This window comes from Agrobacterium pusense (genome assembly GCF_900102105.1).
Lineage (GTDB): Bacteria > Pseudomonadota > Alphaproteobacteria > Rhizobiales > Rhizobiaceae > Agrobacterium > Agrobacterium pusense.
The window spans coordinates 61,148-79,796 of record NZ_FNBB01000007.1 but is presented as its reverse complement, the minus strand read 5'-3'; the positions used below and the strand labels follow the sequence as shown (position 1 = coordinate 79,796).

Genomic DNA, 18,649 nt, shown 5'->3' with positions numbered 1-18,649 from the left:
CACAATGGCAAGCAAAAAGGCCGGCGAGTAAAACTCGCCGGCCTTTGATGTGACGTGGTTTGCCGATTAACGCTTGGAAACCGGAACGTAGTCGCGTTTGCCGGCACCCGTGTAAAGCTGGCGCGGACGGCCGATGCGCTGTTGCGGATCTTCGATCATTTCGTTCCACTGTGCGATCCAGCCAACGGTGCGGGCGAGAGCGAAGAGGACGGTAAACATGGTCGTGGGGAAGCCGAGCGCCTTCAGCGTGATGCCCGAATAGAAGTCGACATTCGGGTAAAGCTTCTTTTCGACAAAATACGGGTCGGAAAGGGCGATCTTTTCCAGTTCCAGCGCGACCTGCATGATCGGATCGTCGGAATTGCCAGTGGCTTCCAGCACTTCATACATCGTCTTCTGCATGATCTTGGCGCGCGGGTCGTAGTTCTTGTAGACGCGGTGACCAAAGCCCATCAGGCGGAACGGGTCGTTCTTGTCCTTGGCGCGGGCGATGTATTCCGGAATGCGGTCAACCGAGCCGATTTCATTGAGCATGTTGAGCGCCGCTTCGTTGGCGCCGCCGTGTGCCGGACCCCAGAGGCAGGCAATGCCGGCCGCAATACAGGCGAACGGGTTGGCGCCAGACGAACCGGCAAGACGCACCGTGGAGGTGGAGGCATTCTGTTCGTGATCGGCATGCAGAATGAAGATACGGTCCATGGCGCGGGCCAGAACCGGATCGACCTTGTATTCCTCGCACGGCACGGCAAAGCACATGTGCAGGAAGTTGGAGGCGTAATCCAGATCGTTCTTCGGGTAAACGAAGGGCTGGCCGATATGGTACTTGTAGGCCATCGCGGCGATCGTCGGCATCTTGGCGATCATGCGAAGCGATGCGACCATGCGCTGATGCGGATCGGTGATGTCGGTCGAGTCGTGGTAAAAGGCCGAGAGAGCGCCGACCGTGCCGCACATGACGGCCATCGGATGCGCGTCGCGGCGGTAGCCGGTAAAGAAGCGGCTCATCTGCTCGTGCACCATGGTGTGGCGCGTGACGCGGGTATCGAAATCTTTCTTCTGTGCCGCCGTCGGTAGTTCGCCGTAAAGCAGCAGATAGCAGGTTTCCAGGAAGTCGCCCTGTTCGGCGAGCTGTTCGATGGGGAAGCCACGGTGCAGGAGAACACCTTCGTCACCGTCGATATAGGTGATCTTGGATTCGCAGGAGGCCGTCGACGTGAAACCCGGGTCGTAAGTGAAGGAGCCCGTGTGTTTGTACAGCGTGCCGATATCGACGACGCTCGGCCCGATCGTGCCTTCCCTGACAGGGAGTTCGACCTGTTTGTCGCCAAGTGTCACTGTAGCGCTTTTTTCCGTCATACTGATCCTCCGAAAACATGCGGGTGGGGGCGTTGAGACACGCCCCGCGGTTAAGCGTCTACCGATTAGCTATATGATCCTGTCGCAGATGCCAAGCTATCCAAAGGTCAAATTGTGCATTGCGGCAAACGCAAATGCGTTGCTTTTGGCCTCGTCGATCGAAGCAATTCAATCTCGGTCAACGCGCGGTTAAAGGAAAGCATTGCAATCTCGGGCGTCCCTCTGCAAACCTGTTTACAGTGCGGCAGGGGCGCGGCGCAGAATGCTTGGTCAAGGGGAAAAACAGCATTTCGGATATGCCGAAACGATGCAGGGAAACGCCCCCGGCACGGTGGATATCCTGTTTCCGCTGCAGCGGACCGTCGCCGTCGCGATCCCTGTTCTGCCGCCTCTGGTCGACAGGCCCGAACCCGGCGTTTCCGTTTCTCGAAAAGTTGCCGTCTGGCTGACGGAAGAACGCGCATTCGGGCACGATTTTCTTTTCGTACCCGTTGCCATCGGTTGCGGAGCGATCCTCTGGTTTTCTCTCGACACCGCGCCTTCCTTGCCCCTTCTGATCGTCGCATTTTTAGTCGCGGCCCCACTGGCGCTTCTCAACCGATACCGCCTTGATACGGTGGGAAGGGCGTGCAGCCTTGTCGCCCTCTTGTTGCTCGGCATGCTTTTTGCGGAACTGGAAACCCGCCGTGCGGCGACCATCCTTCTGGACACGCCGGTCACCACCACGCTCACCGGCAAGGTGGTGCGCCGGGAGGTGGATGCGCGGGGCGACTGGCGGTATCTGGTGCAGCTCCACTCCACTGAAGCGCCGTCACTAACGCGTCTGCCGGGGAGGGTGTCGCTCCTTGCGCGCGGTCGCGGCGACGCCATGCCGATCGGCGCGACCATACGCGGCAAGGCACGGCTCTCTCCACCGTCCGGACCGGCTTTGCCGGGATTGAACGACTTTGCCTTTTTATCCTATTTCCGGGGCATCGGTGCGACAGGCTTTTTTTACCAGCCGCCCCAGGCGGTGGCGACGGCGGACATTGGGGCCGAGGGTTGGCTGGAGAAGGCCGACATGTGGCTTTATCGCCTGCGTGCCGCCATCGCCGAGCGCATTCGCACGACGATCGGCGGCGATGCGGGTGCCTTCGCTGCATCCATCGTCACCGACGAGAGACAAGCCATATCGCCGGAAACCATGGAGGCGCTGCGGGTCTCGGGGTTGGCTCATATCGTTGCCATATCCGGGCTCAACATGGCCTTGGCATCAGGCATCTTCTTTGTCGGCATGAGGCTTGCATTCAGCCTGTTCCCAGCCTTTGCCCAGCGATGGCCGGTCAAGAAGATATCCGCCTTCGCAGCGCTCCTGATGACACTTTGCTACTATCTGATTTCCGGTTTCGCAGTTTCCGCCGAGCGGGCCTGGCTGATGATGTCGGTGATGCTGATTGCGGTGCTCTTCGATCAGCCCTCGCTCAGCCTGAGAAATGTTGCGCTCTCCGCCCTCGTGATATTGGCGCTGTCCCCGTCCGAAGTGATGGGGCCAAGCTTTCAGATGTCTTTTGCCGCAACGATCGCGCTTGTTTCTGCCTATGCGGCCTGGAGCCGCTGGCGCATTGACCGCGAGCGTCTTTTTAGGGGGCGAAAACCGGTTTGGATGACGGTGGCGCAAACTGCAGGTGCCGTGATCGGCGGCGTTATCACAACGTCGCTGATCGGTGGGCTTTCGACAGCAATCTATTCTGCCGAACATTTCCAGCGTGTCACCACCTATGGACTTTTTGCCAATCTCGCCGCCACCCCGCTCATGTCGCTGATCGTCATGCCCTTCGGTCTGATTGCCATGCTGCTCATGCCGTTCGGGCTCGACGCGCCATTCCTGAAGGTCATGGGCCATGGCATGGCGCTGGTCATAGAGGTCGCGGACGAAGTCGCCTCCTGGGGTGGCAGCGCTGCGACCGGACGTCCGCATGGCTGGTTCATCGGCATCGCCTCGGCTGGCTTCCTGCTGCTGACCCTGCTGCGCAGCCGCCTTGCGCTTTTGGGCATTCCGCCTCTGCTGCTTGCCTTCGGCCTCTCGGCAGCGACATCTCAGCGCGATCTGCCCGATCTCCTCGTTCATGAAGACGGTTCTCTGGTCGCGCTTCTGGACGAGAACAAGGTTTACGCCACAAAAACCCGGCCGCATGGCTTCATCTATGACCAGTGGCAGAGGGCGCTGCTGCTTCCGGAGAAACCGCTCGCGCCCGTTATCCTCAGAAAAGACGTTCCAACCGCGTCCGGCATCGCACTCACCAGGAAATCAAAGCTCACGCGGGACGAAATAAAGGCTGTGGGACGAGACATGGCGGCTGCGTTGAAGGATGCAGCGCCTGGAATTTTTACATGCAAGTCAGGTCGCTGGTGCGTGGCGCGTGCGGAAAGCGGCGAATGGATCATCGTACTGGAAGACGGCCGCCTCGCCGGAAAAGCATGTGACATTGCCGACATCGTCATTGTTTCCCGCAGAACGTCGTTTGCACAGTGTCGCTCGGGCGCGTTACTCCTCAACCGCGACATATTGCGGCGCATCGGTTCCGTGGAGATAGACTTCGCGAGGAGCGATCAGCCCGGCGTTGTCGGTCGGCTACGGGCGTCGACCGCGGGCGCAAACCGCCCGTGGAGTGAACATCGATATTATGACTGGAAAACCGGACGTTTCGACCGGGAATTGCCTGAAACGATCACCCGTCTGGTGGCGGCGTCGCAATGATCGCCACCAGCGAGGATCGTCAGGCCTTTGCGCGTAGATCCATCGTCAATTCGCCAATTCCGACGATCTCCTCTTCATGTGCCGCGTCACGCCAGGTCTCCTTCAGTCCCGCCTCATACCATTCGCGCATGGACGGCAGAGCGAGCAGTCGCTCACAATAGGCTTTTGCCGCAGGAGAAAGGTCTGCGCCATACGTCTGGAAACGGAATGCCACAGGGCAGTAGAAGGCATCCACCGCCGTGAACTTCTGACCGGCGAGATAGGGACCGCCGAAATTCGACAGGCCCTCGCTCCACAACGCATCGACACGCTTTATATCCGCCGCAAGCCCGGCATCGCTGACGTTCGGTCTGACACGAACGCCAACGGACATGGGGTAGAGATTGCGAAGGGACGAAAATCCCGCATGCATTTCGCTTGCTGCCGACCGCGACCAGGCTCTCGCATGCTTGTCGCTTGCCCATACCCCTTGATGACGTTCGGCAAGATATTCGGCGATCGAGAGTGACTCCCAAATCGTCACGCCATCATCGACGAGGCAAGGCACCTTGCCAGTTGGGGAAAAGGTGGAGAATGACACGCCTTCACCAAACGGGACGAGTTTCTCCTCGAAGGCGATACCGAGCGTGCGCATCAGGACCCATGGCCTCAGCGACCAGGAGGAGTAATTCTTGTTGGCGATATAAAGATCGTACATTGCGGGTCTCCTGACTGTGAAGCGGGTTTTTATACCAGCGGCCCGGCCCGGAATATCGCAAAGAATCCATCGCTCCCATAACGCCAATTGATGGGTGGGGCGCCATCCCTGCCGACGTCCTCTGGCAAAGCCGCCTTCGCCGCCATTAAAAAGAAAAGGCGCATCACTCGAGTGGAATGACGCGCCGTTCATCTTGAAGGCCTGGTTTATCGCTCATAGACCGCTCCGGCCTTATCCGGACCGGCAGCAGCATCAATGATACCGGCGGATCAGCCCTACCAGCTTGCCCTGGATTTTAACCCGATCAGGTCCGAAAATGCGGGTCTCATAGGCAGGGTTTGCGGCTTCAAGTGCGATCGAGGCGCCTTTGCGACGGAAGCGCTTCAGCGTCGCTTCCTCGTCATCCACCAGCGCCACGATGATATCGCCGGGATTGGCGGTGTTACCATTGCGAATGATGACGGTATCGCCATCGAAGATGCCGGCCTCGATCATCGAATCGCCCTTGACCTCGAGCGCGTAATGTTCGCCCGAGCCAAGCATGTCCACCGGAACCGCCACGTCATGCGTATTGTTCTGAATGGCTGAGATCGGCACACCGGCAGCGATCCGGCCCATGACGGGCACGGTTGCCGCGCCTGCTATATCGTTCGCAGGCGTCTTGGGAGCAGGGGCGGGCTCGGGCATCTTGGGCTTGCCGAGGCTGCCTTCAATAACGCTCGGCGAGAAGCCCCGTTGCGGCCTCGAGCCGGGCACATAGGCCTCCGGCAGCTTGATCACTTCAAGCGCTCGCGCCCTGTTAGGTAGCCGGCGAATGAACCCGCGCTCTTCCAGGGCAGTGATCAGCCGGTGGATGCCGGATTTGGAGGCAAGATCGAGTGCGTCCTTCATTTCATCGAAGGAGGGCGGCACGCCGGACTCTTTCATTCTTTCATGAATGAAGAGAAGCAATTCCTGCTGTTTGCGCGTGAGCATGAGGAAAACACCCTTGAGAATCGTCGTTGAAGTCGCGAAACAAATACAGAACGAACACTATATGTTCCATATGTGTTCCGCAATCCCCTAAAATTTCGTGAACTTGGGGCGAGAAAACAAAACGGGAATGGCACGCCAAGAACCCCGGTAGATAAGCTGGAATGAAAATCATAAGATTTCGTTGTTTTTATTGGCTTTTTTTCCGAAAATTAGGCGTCGCTAGTCGCTGTATTGGCAAACCTCCATAATGCGTCGTTCTCGCGCAGCAGCTAAGTAGCCGATTACTCAGAATATATTGAGGCCCGTCTTACGATTGAATGCTCTGCGATGTCGTGATTAGGAACCTTATTGGAACACCGATAGCAACCCAAGCTTTTCTTGTCGGTCTCGCCGGGCGGGAGTGCGACCCTGAGACGGGGCTATTCCACTATCGTTCACGCGCCTACGATCCCTCGACCGGGCGCTTCCTTCAGGAAGATCCGATCTGGTTCGAAGCCGGTGACTTTAAAGTCTACCGCTATGTCTGGAACTCGCCCGCCAATTGGACCGATCCGAGTGGAATGGCGGCAGCAGGACAATATGCGAGTACACTCGCTGTGCCAGTTGCACTGATGGGTGGTACGATTGCTACACAACGCATGCTATCCACAGCCAGTGGCACCGCGCGATATCTGGCATCCGCCGACAAGAATGCATTGAGTACGATTGGTGCAGCTATAGCATGCACCTTCTACACCCTTGCCGATGCGCTGAATACAGCGATGCAACCGAATATGCAGATTGTCGGCGTAAGTGGTTGTGGTGTTTTGGCGCGATCGACTCCGCCAAACGAACCTCCTAAAGGCGGACCTGCAGATGATCCGGCCGAACTGTGTGATGTCCAGTTAGATTCCGATTTAATGATGTGTAAGACAATCGCAACCATGAAGCATGGGAAATTAAATGAAACAGGAAAGACATTTCACGAAATTTCTTGATGTTATAGGGTCAACTGATAGGATTGAGGTTGAAATTAGTTGCCCAATGAACAATGGCGATTTTTACGTTTGTCGTGCGCGCGTGAGGTTCAGAGGTATTACCAAAGAGCGCAGTATCGAAGGCCTTGATGGCATCAGTTCAATTGTTAACGCGTTTATATATTCTTACCTAAATGTAATGAAAATAAGTGAAGAATATGGAATGGATTATGATATTGGCGTATTGAAAGTGGATGATATTTTGCCGGTTCCTGCTAGGATTTATAAGCAATTTAGTGATCTTACATAAGCAACCCTGACCGAAGGTCGACCTGTTCCCAAGATCAGGAATCATTGCCCCCCCTTACTTACAACGCCTTGGATAGGCTTGTCTCCCGAACGGATACCTACGAATATGATGTGCTCGGGGGGATTCCTGCCCGCGCATCTTAAAAGATTCGGCCTGAAGATGGCGGCCCGCCTTCGGGTCGTAATGGCGACGTCAATTGTAGTGCAAATCGGGCTCTAGTTGGATCTATTAACCGGAAATAGCTGGTTGAGCGAATTATGTTCAAAGATTATGGTTTGGTGACGTCGCGGAATTCAGTCCTTTTCTCACCCACTTATCAATTTCTTCTTTAGAGTAGCCAAGTAGCAATCCTATAATTCGATCAATTCCCTCATCAGGGCGTTGAATATTGTCCTGTTGGGCAACCAAGGCTGTCTTTAAAGCGGGAATGCGCCAAGCTTCCTCGGGAAGACTGTAGAAAATGTAAGTCACGCTAAAGCGAGGGTGCTTGGGATTTAGAAGTGTAAATTCTTCCATTAGGATCGATCCCTCATCAACGTATGGCTGGAAGTTATCGATGGGGATTAGGTCCTTATCGCCTACCGACTCAATATAGTAGAACATTGAGAGGGGTTTTTTCCCCTCTCGCATTAGTCTCAATTCATGACCAATGATCTCTTTCATTTTAATTTCAATCAATTAGGGATTGTTGGTGCTAATCCGGAAGGTGGCCATTCTACGATTCGGCAGAGGCATTGATAGCAGGCATTCGGATATTCTGGATTTATATCCGGAGGACGATCTCGTGCTCCACATTCATAGCCATTGACACCGGGGCAATATAGGATCGGTCCCCCGTTTCGATTTTTTTAGCGCCCGTCCGGATCTACGCCCATCTAAGGTGAATTAGTTACATAGGTCCACCTATTTGGTCCATCGGGCATCCCAAGAGGATCGGCCTGGAGATAGCGGCCTGTCGTCGGATCGTAGTGGCGATGCCAATTGTAGTGCAAACCGGATTCCAGTTGAAACCATTGCCCCGGAAAGCGTTGGTCGAGCGTGGCCGATCCCAGGATTGTGTATGCCTCCCCATAAGGCAGGTAGGTCGCGCGCCAGACTACCTTTCTTGCGCTGTCAGTCATCATAATGGGACGTTCGAGATGATCGGTATGAACCTGGCAGATTGTAGCCGCTTCCGTACCGGCATCTGCAATCACTGCCAAAGGTCTCTCGTCAAGCCAGATACACTCCCGTCCCAGCGCGCCGTTGCCGTCATATTCCGCGATGATGTTGCCGCTGAAGTCGTAAATATAGTGAAGTGGGGTGGCGCGCGAAAATACAAACGCCTGATATCGGTCAGATGCACAGTCCAACAGCCGACCTTGCGTTTTCCGCCTTTAACCGGCGCTACACACCTGAAGTCACTGGCCATCCAAAAACGGTCGCGGCCGATCTCGCCAACAATCCGCAGGCGGATGAAAACTGGTAAACCGTTCGCATTCAGATGAAGCCGGAGGACTGGTGAAACCCGGCAACCTCAGCCCACTGCCGATACCGGCATAGACGCGCAGGCCCGTCATTTGCATTCCCGGCGCTCTTCGTGCTTTTGTCAGCTTCAATACCCGGCATCTGCGCCGGGCGCGTCAAAGAGGCAAGATTTATGGCTGACAGGCATCGCGTCGATCATCTCGTTCTGCCCGTTCGGGACCTTGCGGTAGCGGCCGCGCGGCTCAAGGTCCTTGGCTTTACGGTCGCGCCACAGGCTCTCCATCCGTTCGGCACGGAGAATGCCTGCGTCTTCTTCAGGGATGGCACCTATCTGGAGCCTCTGACAGTTGCTGACCGGGTTAGCTATATCGCGTCGGTCGAGAGAGGCGATGTTTTTACCGGCAGGGACCAGGCATTCCGGCGATCGTACGGACAGGAAGGTTTTTCTGCCCTTGTGGCCTCCACCGCTGACGCTCGTGCCGATCACCGGAGATTCGTGGCGTCTGGCGTATCGGCCGGCGAGGTCTTCGAATTTTCGCGGCCCATGCAAATGCCCGACGGATCGTCAGGCGAGGCGGCGTTCCGGCTTGCTTTCGCGGCAAGCGGATCGGCTGCGGATTTCTTCCTCTTCAGTTGTCAACGCCTGCAGGCACTGCCGGGGGACCGCGCTGCACTGGAACGTCACCAGAACGGAGTTCTGGGCCTTCGCGAGATCGTGCTGTGTTCCGGTACGCGGAGTGACGCCCACTTGATAGAAACGGTTTTCGGCTGCAACGGCGTCGTGTCTCCGAATGGTGATGTCGTTTTCGAAACCGGCAATGCAAGGGTGAGGCTGAGTGAAAGACCCGCCCTTTCTGGCGTCGACCCGAAGGCCACGGGAAAAAACGGTGAGGGCCTGCGCGGCATGGGCGTCGTCTTTTCCGTTGACGATCTTGCCGTGACAGCGACGGTACTTGCTGCTAATGGCGTGTCCAGCGCAGAAGCGGGCGGCCGTCTGGTGGTGCCCGCAGCACCCGGACAGGGCGTCGATTTCGCCTTCGAGGAAAAAAGATGAGCGTCACGAACAATCTCAAAGTCACCGCCGGCCAGGGAGCCAGCAAGGTTTCCTTTTGCAATAGCGAGCGTTTTTCACTGATCGCCGGCCCCTGCCAGATGGAAAGCCGGGAGCACGCCTTCATGATTGCGGGTGTCTTGAAGGAGCTTTGTGACGGGCTCGGAATCGGCCTCGTTTACAAATCATCCTTCGACAAGGCGAACCGCACCTCGCTTTCCGGCAAGCGTGGCATCGGTCTCGACAGTGCCATGCAGATATTTGCCGATCTCAAGAAGGAATTCGGCTTTCCGGTCCTGACCGACATTCACACCGAAGAACAGTGCGCCATCGTTTCCGAAGTGGTGGATGTGCTGCAGATCCCGGCCTTCCTCAGCCGTCAGACCGATCTTCTCATTGCCGCCGCAAAAACCGGCCGTGTCATCAATGTCAAGAAAGGCCAGTTCCTGGCGCCATGGGACATGAAGAACGTGCTCGCCAAACTGAATGAAAGCGGCAACCCCAATGTGCTGCTGTGCGAACGCGGCGCGTCCTTCGGCTACAATACGCTGATCTCCGACATGCGTTCTCTACCGATCATGGCATCCCTCGGCGCACCTGTTGTCTTCGACGCCACCCACTCGGTGCAGCAGCCGGGCGGGCAGGGCGGTTCCACCGGCGGTCAGCGGGAATTTGTCGAAACGCTGTCTCGCGCAGCTGTCGCCGTTGGTGTCGCAGGCCTCTTCATCGAGACCCATGAGGACCCGGACAATGCGCCTTCTGACGGCCCGAACATGGTTCACCTGAAGGATATGCCGAAACTGCTCGAAAAGCTGCTGGCCTTCGACGCCATCGCGAAAGCCTGAGCGGCGGGCACGGTGCCGTGCCAATCGATTTTAAATGGCGGTGGTTCCCTTTCTACGGCCTGCCGTCATTGTAATTTCTTCGCCATCGTCTAAGACAGGCGACGGAAAATATCTGTTCCATTCCCAAGGGAGAGACCATGACTGCCATTACCGATATCATCGCGCGCGAAATCCTCGACAGCCGCGGCAACCCGACCGTTGAAGTCGATGTGTACCTCGAAGACGGCTCCATGGGCCGTGCCGCCGTTCCTTCGGGCGCCTCCACCGGCGCGCATGAGGCGGTTGAGCTGCGTGATGGCGGCAAGCGTTATCTCGGCAAGGGCGTGGAAAAGGCCGTTGAAGCCGTCAACACCGAAATCTTCGACGCCATCGGCGGCTTCGATGCTGAAAACCAGATCCAGATCGACCAGATGATGATCGCGCTGGACGGCACGCCGAACAAGTCGCGCATTGGCGCCAACGCCATTCTCGGCGTGTCGCTCGCCATCGCCAAGGCTGCTGCCGAAGCCTCCGGCCTGCCGCTCTACCGTTATGTCGGCGGCCCGAACGCGCATCTGCTGCCGGTTCCGATGATGAACATCATCAACGGCGGGGCCCACGCCGACAACCCGATCGACTTCCAGGAATTCATGATCCTGCCGGTTGGCGCAGAAAACATCCGCGAAGCCGTGCGCATGGGTTCGGAAGTGTTCCACACGCTGAAAAAAGAGCTCTCTGCGCAGGGCCACAACACCAATGTCGGCGATGAAGGCGGTTTCGCTCCCGGTCTTGAAAGCGCGCCTGCCGCGCTCGATTTCATCATGAAGTCGATCGAAAAGGCCGGTTACCGTCCGGGCGAAGACATGTATGTCGGCCTCGACTGTGCATCGACCGAATTCTTCAAGAACGGCAAATACGTTCTCGAGGGCGAAGGCCGCACGCTGGAATCGGGCGCCATGGCTGAATACCTTGCTGACCTCGTTGCCAAGTACCCGATCATTTCCATCGAAGACGGGATGGCTGAAGACGACTGGGACGGCTGGAAGACATTGACCGATCTCATCGGCAATAAGTGCCAGCTGGTCGGCGACGATCTCTTCGTCACCAACTCAGCGCGTCTTCGCGACGGCATCAAGATGGGCGTCGCCAACTCCATCCTCGTCAAGGTCAACCAGATCGGTTCGCTTTCCGAGACGCTGGACGCGGTCGAAACCGCCCACAAGGCCGGCTACACCGCCGTCATGTCGCACCGTTCGGGCGAGACCGAAGATTCGACTATCGCCGATCTCGCAGTTGCCACGAACTGCGGTCAGATCAAGACCGGCTCGCTTGCCCGTTCCGACCGGCTCGCAAAGTACAACCAGCTGATCCGTATCGAGGAAATGCTCGGCCCTCAGGCTGCTTACGCCGGCCGTTCAATCCTGCGCGGTTAATTTGCGTTCGGGTTTCTGGGCCCGCTGTCTTGCGGGCAGAGGTGGTGAAAAACGCATCTACATATGAGATGTCATCCTCGGGCTTGACCCGAGGATCCACCACGATACGTTTTTGGATCCTCGCCTCAAGGGCGAGGATGACGGTGGGGAGGGCAGGTCTCCCGCCAATCCAGCCCGCCCTCCGGCGGGCTTTTTCATGCCCAATTGCCGATTGGAATTTAAGGTCAACGGATAGTTAAACAATCCGCTCTAGTCTCAGACTCACGTTACGCGTTTTGAGGCATCTCTCCGGCATGTGGACCAGGCATCATAAAAAGAGACGATTCGGTCGGCTGATCGTTCCAGCCATTACCATCGCTTTTCTTTCCTACTTCGGTTATCATTCGATCCATGGCGATTTCGGCCTTCAGGCAACGGAGCGGCTGGAACGGCAGCGTATTACCCGGACGGCGGAGCTTGCAAAGCTGACACAGGCGCGCGTGGCGCTGGAGCGTCAGGTGGAACTGTTGAGTGACGGTTCGCTTGAACGGGACATGATCGACGAGATTTCCCGGTACCAGCTGAACATGTCCCGAACGGACGAAATTGTCATCATGAACACATATTTCTGATTAACCGAAATTAAGTTAATTCAACATTTTTGATTTATTCACAGCATCTTAGCGTGAATATGTGCCATGCGTTTAAAGCATTGCTGCATGGCGCTTTCTTGCATATGGTACGCGCCACTCTATCCATTCAAACGGCAACTCAGGGAGGGATGAATGGCGCCGCGAAAATCAGCGACCGTATCCGGCCGCAAGACAACGGCAAAGTCCGCAACCGAATTCACCGGCAAGAACAGCCCCGACTTCTCGAAGGAAGAAGAGCTTCACGCCTATCGTGAAATGCTTCTGATCCGCCGTTTTGAAGAAAAGGCCGGCCAGCTCTATGGCATGGGCTTCATCGGTGGTTTCTGTCACCTCTATATCGGCCAGGAAGCTGTCGTCGTTGGCATGCAGATGGCTCAGAAAGAGGGCGACCAGGTCATCACCGCCTATCGCGACCATGGTCACATGCTCGCCTGCGGCATGAGCGCCCGTGGCGTCATGGCCGAACTGACCGGCCGCAAGGGCGGTCTGTCTAAAGGCAAGGGCGGCTCCATGCACATGTTCTCGAAAGAGAAGCATTTTTATGGTGGTCACGGCATCGTCGGTGCCCAGGTGTCGCTCGGCACCGGCCTCGCATTCGCCAACCGCTATCGCGGTAACGACAACGTCTCCGTGACCTACTTCGGTGACGGCGCGGCGAACCAGGGCCAGGTCTATGAGAGCTTCAACATGGCCGCTCTCTGGAAGTTGCCGATCATCTATATCGTCGAAAACAACCGTTATGCCATGGGCACCTCGACCGCCCGCGCCACCGCCCAGTCGAACTATTCGCTGCGTGGCCAGTCCTTCGGCATTCCAGGCATTCAGGTGGATGGCATGGATGTGCGCGCCGTCAAGGCAGCAGCCGATCAGGCGCTGGAACATTGCCGTTCCGGCAAGGGTCCGATCATTCTGGAAATGCTGACCTACCGTTACCGCGGTCACTCCATGTCCGACCCGGCGAAATACCGTTCCAAGGACGAAGTGCAGAAGATGCGTTCGGAACACGATCCGATCGAGCAGGTGAAAGCACGCCTTCTGGAGCAGGGCTGGGCCAGCGAAGACGAACTCAAGGCCATCGACAAGGATGTCCGTGATATCGTTGCCGACAGCGCCGACTTCGCCCAGAACGACCCCGAGCCGGATGCGTCCGAGCTCTACACCGACATTCTGCTCTGATCGGGAAAGGGAAACCCATGCCTGTAGAAATTCTTATGCCCGCCCTTTCCCCGACCATGGAGGAAGGCACGCTTTCCAAATGGCTTAAAAAGGAAGGCGACAAGGTCACCTCCGGCGACGTGATCGCGGAAATCGAAACCGACAAGGCGACCATGGAAGTGGAAGCCGTGGATGAAGGCGTCATCGGCAAGCTGCTGATCGATGCAGGCACCGAAGGCGTCAAGGTCAACACCCCAATCGCCGTGCTCATCCAGGAAGGCGAAAGCGCCGACGACATCTCTTCCTCTGCCAAGAAGGAAGAGCCGAAGGCCGAAGCTGCCAATTCCGGTTCTGATGCCGCTGGCGGCAAAACCCGCGAAGCGACCGAAGAGCCGAGCGCTTCCAAGGAAGCCGCGAAGGTTCCGGCAGCGCCCAAGATCGACGTTGCCGCTGACCCGGACATTCCGGAAGGCACCGAAATGGTGATGACGACGGTGCGTGAAGCGCTGCGTGACGCCATGGCCGAAGAAATGCGCGCCGATGAAAAAGTCTTCATCATGGGTGAAGAAGTCGCCGAATATCAGGGCGCCTACAAGATTACCCAGGGCCTGCTGCAGGAATTCGGCGAGCGCCGCGTCATCGACACCCCGATCACCGAACACGGCTTTGCCGGCATCGGCGTCGGCGCAGCCATGACCGGCCTGAAGCCGATCGTCGAATTCATGACCTTCAACTTCGCCATGCAGGCGATCGACCAGATCGTCAACTCGGCAGCGAAGACCCTGTACATGTCGGGCGGCCAGATGGGCGCGCCGATGGTGTTCCGTGGTCCTTCGGGTGCTGCTGCCCGCGTTGCGGCCCAGCACTCGCAATGTTACGCCGCATGGTACAGCCATATTCCGGGCCTCAAGGTTGTCATGCCCTATACGGCTGCCGATGCGAAGGGTCTTTTGAAGGCCGCCATCCGTGATCCGAACCCCGTCATCTTCCTCGAGAACGAAATTCTCTACGGCCAGAGCTTCGAAGTGCCGAAGCTCGATGATTTCGTGCTGCCGATCGGCAAGGCGCGCATTCATCGCAAGGGCAAGGACGCTACCATCGTTTCCTTCGGCATCGGCATGACCTATGCGGTGAAGGCTGTTGCGGAACTCGAAAAGCTCGGCATCGACGTCGAACTGATCGACCTGCGCACCATCCGCCCGATGGACCTGCCGACCGTTATCGAATCGGTGAAAAAGACAGGCCGTCTCGTCACTGTCGAAGAAGGCTTCCCGCAGTCATCGGTCGGTGACTTCATCTCCAACCAGGTCCAGCGCGCTGCTTTCGATTATCTCGACGCGCCGATCCTGACGATTGCCGGCAAGGACGTTCCGATGCCTTACGCGGCCAATCTGGAGAAGCTGGCGCTTCCGAATGTCGATGAAGTCGTCCAGGCCGTCAAAACCGTCTGCTACAAGTAAGGGGAGGCGTTTCGATGCCTATCAACATCACCATGCCTGCCCTTTCTCCGACGATGGAAGAGGGCAATCTGGCCAAGTGGCTGGTCAAGGAAGGCGACAAGGTCGCACCCGGTGACGTGATCGCCGAGATCGAGACCGATAAGGCGACCATGGAAGTGGAAGCCGTCGACGAAGGCACCGTCGCCAAGCTTGTCGTTCCGGCCGGCACGGAAGCCGTAAAGGTCAACGCCCTCATCGCAATCCTCGCCGCCGATGGCGAGGATGTGGCCGAGGCGGCAAAGGGCGGCGATGCCGCTCCCGCCAAGGCTGAGGCAAAGACGGAGGCCACCAAGCAGGACGCCGTCAAGGCGGAAGCGCCGAAGGAAGAGGCTGCCCCGGCAAAGGCTGAAAAGCCGGTTGCCGACCAGCCCGCTGCCTCGTCCACGCCAGCGCCGGTTTCCAAGTCCGGCGAGCGCATCTTCGCTTCGCCGTTGGCACGTCGTCTCGCCAAGGAAGCCGGTCTCGACCTTTCGGCCGTTTCCGGTTCCGGCCCGCATGGCCGTATCGTCAAGACCGACGTCGAAAAAGCTGCGGCTTCCGGCGGTGCAAAGGCTGCTCCCGCCGCTGCTGCATCCGCAGGCACACCGGCTCCGGCTCTCGCCAAGGGCCAGTCGGACGATGCCGTTCTCAAGCTGTTCGAAGAAGGCTCCTATGAGCTCGTGCCGCATGACGGCATGCGAAAGGTCATTGCCAAGCGTCTGGTCGAATCCAAGCAGACCGTTCCGCATTTCTACGTTTCGGTCGATTGCGAACTGGATACGCTTCTGGCGCTGCGCGCCCAGCTCAACGCCGCTGCCCCTGAAAAGGACGGCAAGCCGGCCTACAAGCTGTCGGTCAACGACATGGTCATCAAGGCGCTGGCGCTGGCGCTTCGTGACGTGCCTGACGCCAACGTCTCCTGGACGGAAAGCGCCATGGTCAAGCATAAGCATTCGGATGTCGGCGTCGCCGTTTCCATTCCGGGTGGCCTGATAACGCCGATCATCCGCAAGGCCGAGCAGAAGTCGCTCTCCACCATCTCCAACGAGATGAAGGACTACGGCAAGCGCGCGAAAGAGCGCAAGCTGAAGCCCGAGGAATATCAGGGTGGCACGACCGCCGTGTCCAACATGGGCATGATGGGCGTCAAGAGCTTCTCCGCCGTCATCAACCCGCCACATGCCACCATCCTGGCGGTCGGCGCGGGTGAAGAACGCGCTGTCGTCAAGAATGGCGAGATCAAGATCGCCAACGTCATGACGGTCACGCTCTCCACCGACCACCGTTGCGTCGATGGCGCGCTCGGAGCCGAACTGATCGGTGCCTTCAAGCGCTACATCGAGAACCCGATGGGCATGCTGGTTTGATCGGAGAGTGAGATGGTGAAGTCGGTCCTCTGCTTTGGCGATTCCCTAACCTGGGGATCAAATGCGGAAACGGGTGGCCGGCACAGCCATGACGATCTTTGGCCGAGCGTCTTACAGAAGGCGCTCGGTCCTGACGTGCATGTGATTCACGAAGGTCTGGGTGGTCGCACCACCGCCTATGACGACAACACCGCCGATTGCGATCGCAACGGCGCGCGGGTTCTTCCGACGTTGTTGCACAGCCATGCGCCGCTGGATCTGGTGATTATAATGCTCGGCACCAACGACCTGAAGCCGTCAATCCACGGATCGGCGATCGTTGCCATGAAGGGTGTCGAACGGCTGGTGAAGCTCACGCGCAACCACATCTGGCAGGTGCCGGACTGGGAAGCGCCTGACGTGCTGATCGTCGCACCGCCACAGCTGTGTGAAACGGCCAATCCGTTCATGGGCGCGATCTTTCGCGATGCGATCGATGAATCGGCGATGCTGGCGTCCGTTTATCGGGATCTGGCCGACGAGCTTGATTGCGGCTTTTTCGATGCGGGTTCCGTCGCCCGAACGACGCCGGTGGATGGCGTTCATCTCGATGCTGAAAATACGCGGGCCATCGGGCGGGGGCTGGAGCCCGTCGTCCGCATGATGCTCGGACTTTAAGAACAATTCCCGGTCGTGGCGCTGCTCGCGACCCGATAGGACAAGGCAGGATTTCCAATGGCTCAATCATATGACGTCATCATCATCGGTTCGGGACCGGGCGGTTACATTGCCGCGATCCGCGCAGCCCAGCTCGGCATGAAGGTTGCCGTCGTGGAGCGTGAGCATCTGGCCGGCATCTGCTCCAACTGGGGCTGCATTCCCACCAAGGCGCTGCTGCGCACAGCCGATGTCATGCACACCGCCACCCACGCCAAGGATTACGGCCTGACGCTGGAAGGCTCGATCAAGCCTGACGTCAAGGCAATCGTGGCGCGCTCGCGCGGCATTGCGGCGCGCATGAACAATGGCGTCGGTTTCCTGTTCAAGAAGAACAAGGTCGATATCATCTGGGGTGAAGCCAAGATCACCAAGCCGGGCGAAATCGTGGTCGGCAAGTCCACCAAGCCGGTGGTGCAGCCGCAGGGTCCGGTTCCGAAGAACACGCTGGGCGAGGGTACTTATACAGCCAAGCACATCATCGTCGCCACGGGCGCCCGCCCGCGCGCGCTGCCCGGCATTGAGCCCGATGGCAAGCTGATCTGGACCTATTTCGAGGCAATGAAGCCAGAAGAAATGCCGAAGTCGCTGCTCGTCATGGGCTCCGGCGCGATTGGCATCGAATTCGCCAGCTTCTACCGCACCATGGGTGTGGACGTGACCGTTGTCGAAATCATGAGCCAGGTCATGCCTGTCGAAGACGCGGAAATCTCCACCTTCGCCAAGAAGCAGCTCGAAAAGCAGGGCATGAAGATCCATCTGGAAACCAAGGTTTCCAAGGTGGAAAAGGGCGCAAACTCCGTCACCGCGACGCTGGAGAAGAAGGACGGTTCTTCCGAAAAGATCACGGCTGATCGCATGATCTCTGCCGTTGGGGTCGTTGCCAATATCGAAGGCATCGGCCTCGAAGCTGCCGGCGTGAAGACCGATCGCGGCTTTATCGTCATCGACGGCTACGGCAAGACCAACGTTCCCGGCATCTACGCCATCGGCGATGTCGCGGGTCCGCCGCTGCTGGCCCACAAGGCGGAGCACGAGGCTGTCATCTGCGTCGAAAAGATCGCCGGTCTGCCGAATGTTCACCCGATGGACAAACTGAAGATTCCCGGCTGCACCTATTGCAACCCGCAGGTCGCTTCTGTCGGTCTCACCGAAGCCAAGGCCAAGGAACAGGGCCGCGATATCCGCGTCGGCCGCTTCTCCTTTGCGGCGAACGGCAAGGCTGTCGCGCTGGGTGAAGATCAGGGCATGGTCAAGACCATCTTCGACAAGAAGACCGGCGAGCTGCTCGGCGCGCATATGGTCGGGGCGGAAGTGACCGAACTCATCCAGGGCTTCGTCGTTGCTATGAATCTGGAGACGACAGAAGAAGATTTGATGCACACGATCTTCCCGCATCCGACCATTTCGGAATCGATGAAGGAAAGCGTGCTCGATGCCTATGGACGTGTGCTTAACGCATAAGTGCCGCGTGATGCCCGGCATTGTCTAACCATGCCGGGTGTCCCATATGTC

Annotated in this window: 18 protein-coding genes; 13 read left to right on the top strand and 5 right to left on the bottom strand. The window is 57.9% G+C overall.

Annotated elements, in window-relative coordinates; translation table 11 throughout:
* Positions 1-66: 66 nt before the first annotated feature.
* Positions 67-1,356 carry a citrate synthase gene (gene gltA, locus BLU28_RS16450; protein ID WP_006697561.1) on the bottom strand — a complete coding sequence of 430 codons (1,290 nt, stop codon included), beginning with the start codon at positions 1,354-1,356 and terminating at the stop codon, positions 67-69.
* 262 nt (positions 1,357-1,618) lie between these two features.
* Here gltA and BLU28_RS16445 point away from each other — a divergent pair, with 262 nt between their 5' ends.
* Complete coding sequence (locus BLU28_RS16445) at positions 1,619-4,093, top strand: ComEC/Rec2 family competence protein (RefSeq protein ID WP_223215379.1); 2,475 nt, start codon at positions 1,619-1,621, stop codon at positions 4,091-4,093.
* Positions 4,094-4,112: 19 nt separating this feature from the next.
* Here BLU28_RS16445 and BLU28_RS16440 read toward each other — a convergent pair whose 3' ends face one another.
* Entirely contained in the window at positions 4,113-4,790 is a 678-nt protein-coding gene (locus BLU28_RS16440) for a glutathione S-transferase family protein (RefSeq protein ID WP_035208873.1), read from the bottom strand.
* 252 nt (positions 4,791-5,042) lie between these two features.
* Positions 5,043-5,765, bottom strand: coding sequence for a transcriptional repressor LexA (gene lexA / locus BLU28_RS16435; RefSeq protein WP_022556092.1), 723 nt, complete (start codon positions 5,763-5,765; stop codon positions 5,043-5,045).
* A 332-nt stretch (positions 5,766-6,097) separates the two neighbouring features.
* Between lexA and BLU28_RS16430 the strand changes: the two genes are divergently transcribed.
* A complete protein-coding gene (locus BLU28_RS16430; protein ID WP_210184477.1) occupies positions 6,098-6,742 on the top strand; it encodes an RHS repeat-associated core domain-containing protein in 645 nt (214 codons plus the stop codon).
* Positions 6,708-7,031 (top strand): hypothetical protein, encoded by a 324-nt coding sequence (locus BLU28_RS16425; RefSeq protein WP_135856492.1) that lies wholly within the window; start codon positions 6,708-6,710, stop codon positions 7,029-7,031. Before BLU28_RS16430 ends, BLU28_RS16425 begins: the two co-directional genes overlap by 35 nt.
* Before the next feature lie 261 nt (positions 7,032-7,292).
* Here BLU28_RS16425 and BLU28_RS16420 read toward each other — a convergent pair whose 3' ends face one another.
* Together BLU28_RS16420 and BLU28_RS16415 are read right to left on the bottom strand one after the other, a co-directional pair.
* Positions 7,293-7,694: a hypothetical protein gene (locus tag BLU28_RS16420; protein ID WP_112635286.1), complete on the bottom strand. Its 402-nt coding sequence runs from the start codon at positions 7,692-7,694 to the stop codon at positions 7,293-7,295.
* Between the two features lie 212 nt (positions 7,695-7,906).
* On the bottom strand, positions 7,907-8,383 hold the full coding sequence (locus BLU28_RS16415; RefSeq protein ID WP_035208871.1) for an RHS repeat-associated core domain-containing protein: 477 nt from the start codon (positions 8,381-8,383) through the stop codon (positions 7,907-7,909).
* Here BLU28_RS16415 and BLU28_RS26790 point away from each other — a divergent pair.
* The 10 genes from BLU28_RS26790 (at position 8,371) to lpdA (ending at position 18,598) form a co-directional block, all read left to right on the top strand.
* Complete coding sequence (locus BLU28_RS26790; protein ID WP_267889672.1) at positions 8,371-8,499, top strand: hypothetical protein; 129 nt, start codon at positions 8,371-8,373, stop codon at positions 8,497-8,499. The two genes, BLU28_RS16415 and BLU28_RS26790, sit on opposite strands and share 13 nt — an antisense overlap.
* A gap of 171 nt (positions 8,500-8,670) precedes the next feature.
* The gene (locus BLU28_RS16410; RefSeq protein WP_035208870.1) at positions 8,671-9,552 is read left to right on the top strand and encodes a VOC family protein; all 882 of its coding nucleotides are present in this window, start codon (positions 8,671-8,673) and stop codon (positions 9,550-9,552) included.
* The gene (gene kdsA, locus BLU28_RS16405) at positions 9,549-10,394 is read left to right on the top strand and encodes a 3-deoxy-8-phosphooctulonate synthase (RefSeq protein ID WP_035208869.1); all 846 of its coding nucleotides are present in this window, start codon (positions 9,549-9,551) and stop codon (positions 10,392-10,394) included. The genes BLU28_RS16410 and kdsA overlap by 4 nt, the downstream gene beginning before the upstream one ends.
* 137 nt (positions 10,395-10,531) lie before the next feature.
* Positions 10,532-11,806, top strand: a complete 1,275-nt coding sequence (eno, locus tag BLU28_RS16400; RefSeq protein WP_022556098.1) for a phosphopyruvate hydratase — start codon at positions 10,532-10,534, stop codon at positions 11,804-11,806.
* A gap of 293 nt (positions 11,807-12,099) precedes the next feature.
* Positions 12,100-12,417, top strand: coding sequence for an FtsB family cell division protein (locus BLU28_RS16395; protein ID WP_004441601.1), 318 nt, complete (start codon positions 12,100-12,102; stop codon positions 12,415-12,417).
* Between the two features lie 153 nt (positions 12,418-12,570).
* Entirely contained in the window at positions 12,571-13,614 is a 1,044-nt protein-coding gene (gene pdhA, locus BLU28_RS16390; RefSeq protein WP_004441604.1) for a pyruvate dehydrogenase (acetyl-transferring) E1 component subunit alpha, read from the top strand.
* Between the two features lie 17 nt (positions 13,615-13,631).
* Positions 13,632-15,053 (top strand): pyruvate dehydrogenase complex E1 component subunit beta, encoded by a 1,422-nt coding sequence (locus BLU28_RS16385; RefSeq protein WP_035208868.1) that lies wholly within the window; start codon positions 13,632-13,634, stop codon positions 15,051-15,053.
* Between the two features lie 14 nt (positions 15,054-15,067).
* A complete protein-coding gene (locus BLU28_RS16380; protein WP_077987098.1) occupies positions 15,068-16,438 on the top strand; it encodes a pyruvate dehydrogenase complex dihydrolipoamide acetyltransferase in 1,371 nt (456 codons plus the stop codon).
* Positions 16,439-16,450: 12 nt separating this feature from the next.
* Positions 16,451-17,095 (top strand): SGNH/GDSL hydrolase family protein, encoded by a 645-nt coding sequence (locus BLU28_RS16375; RefSeq protein ID WP_006697549.1) that lies wholly within the window; start codon positions 16,451-16,453, stop codon positions 17,093-17,095.
* 57 nt (positions 17,096-17,152) lie between these two features.
* Positions 17,153-18,598, top strand: a complete 1,446-nt coding sequence (lpdA, locus tag BLU28_RS16370; protein ID WP_022556103.1) for a dihydrolipoyl dehydrogenase — start codon at positions 17,153-17,155, stop codon at positions 18,596-18,598.
* Positions 18,599-18,649: the final 51 nt, after the last annotated feature.

Excerpts from the sequence above, each read along its gene's own strand:
- lpdA (WP_022556103.1), top strand. The coding sequence starts at position 17,153 with ATGGCTCAATCATATGACGTCATCATCATCGGTTCGGGACCGGGCGGT.
- pdhA (WP_004441604.1), top strand. The coding sequence starts at position 12,571 with ATGGCGCCGCGAAAATCAGCGACCGTATCCGGCCGCAAGACAACGGCA.
- BLU28_RS16385 (WP_035208868.1), top strand. The coding sequence starts at position 13,632 with ATGCCTGTAGAAATTCTTATGCCCGCCCTTTCCCCGACCATGGAGGAA.
- BLU28_RS16420 (WP_112635286.1), bottom strand. The coding sequence starts at position 7,694 with ATGAAAGAGATCATTGGTCATGAATTGAGACTAATGCGAGAGGGGAAA.
- BLU28_RS16445 (WP_223215379.1), top strand. The coding sequence starts at position 1,619 with ATGCTTGGTCAAGGGGAAAAACAGCATTTCGGATATGCCGAAACGATG.
- BLU28_RS26790 (WP_267889672.1), top strand. The coding sequence starts at position 8,371 with ATGCACAGTCCAACAGCCGACCTTGCGTTTTCCGCCTTTAACCGGCGC.
- BLU28_RS16395 (WP_004441601.1), top strand. The coding sequence starts at position 12,100 with ATGTGGACCAGGCATCATAAAAAGAGACGATTCGGTCGGCTGATCGTT.
- BLU28_RS16410 (WP_035208870.1), top strand. The coding sequence starts at position 8,671 with ATGGCTGACAGGCATCGCGTCGATCATCTCGTTCTGCCCGTTCGGGAC.
- lexA (WP_022556092.1), bottom strand. The coding sequence starts at position 5,765 with ATGCTCACGCGCAAACAGCAGGAATTGCTTCTCTTCATTCATGAAAGA.
- BLU28_RS16375 (WP_006697549.1), top strand. The coding sequence starts at position 16,451 with ATGGTGAAGTCGGTCCTCTGCTTTGGCGATTCCCTAACCTGGGGATCA.
- eno (WP_022556098.1), top strand. The coding sequence starts at position 10,532 with ATGACTGCCATTACCGATATCATCGCGCGCGAAATCCTCGACAGCCGC.
- gltA (WP_006697561.1), bottom strand. The coding sequence starts at position 1,356 with ATGACGGAAAAAAGCGCTACAGTGACACTTGGCGACAAACAGGTCGAA.
- BLU28_RS16380 (WP_077987098.1), top strand. The coding sequence starts at position 15,068 with ATGCCTATCAACATCACCATGCCTGCCCTTTCTCCGACGATGGAAGAG.
- kdsA (WP_035208869.1), top strand. The coding sequence starts at position 9,549 with ATGAGCGTCACGAACAATCTCAAAGTCACCGCCGGCCAGGGAGCCAGC.
- BLU28_RS16425 (WP_135856492.1), top strand. The coding sequence starts at position 6,708 with ATGAAACAGGAAAGACATTTCACGAAATTTCTTGATGTTATAGGGTCA.
- BLU28_RS16440 (WP_035208873.1), bottom strand. The coding sequence starts at position 4,790 with ATGTACGATCTTTATATCGCCAACAAGAATTACTCCTCCTGGTCGCTG.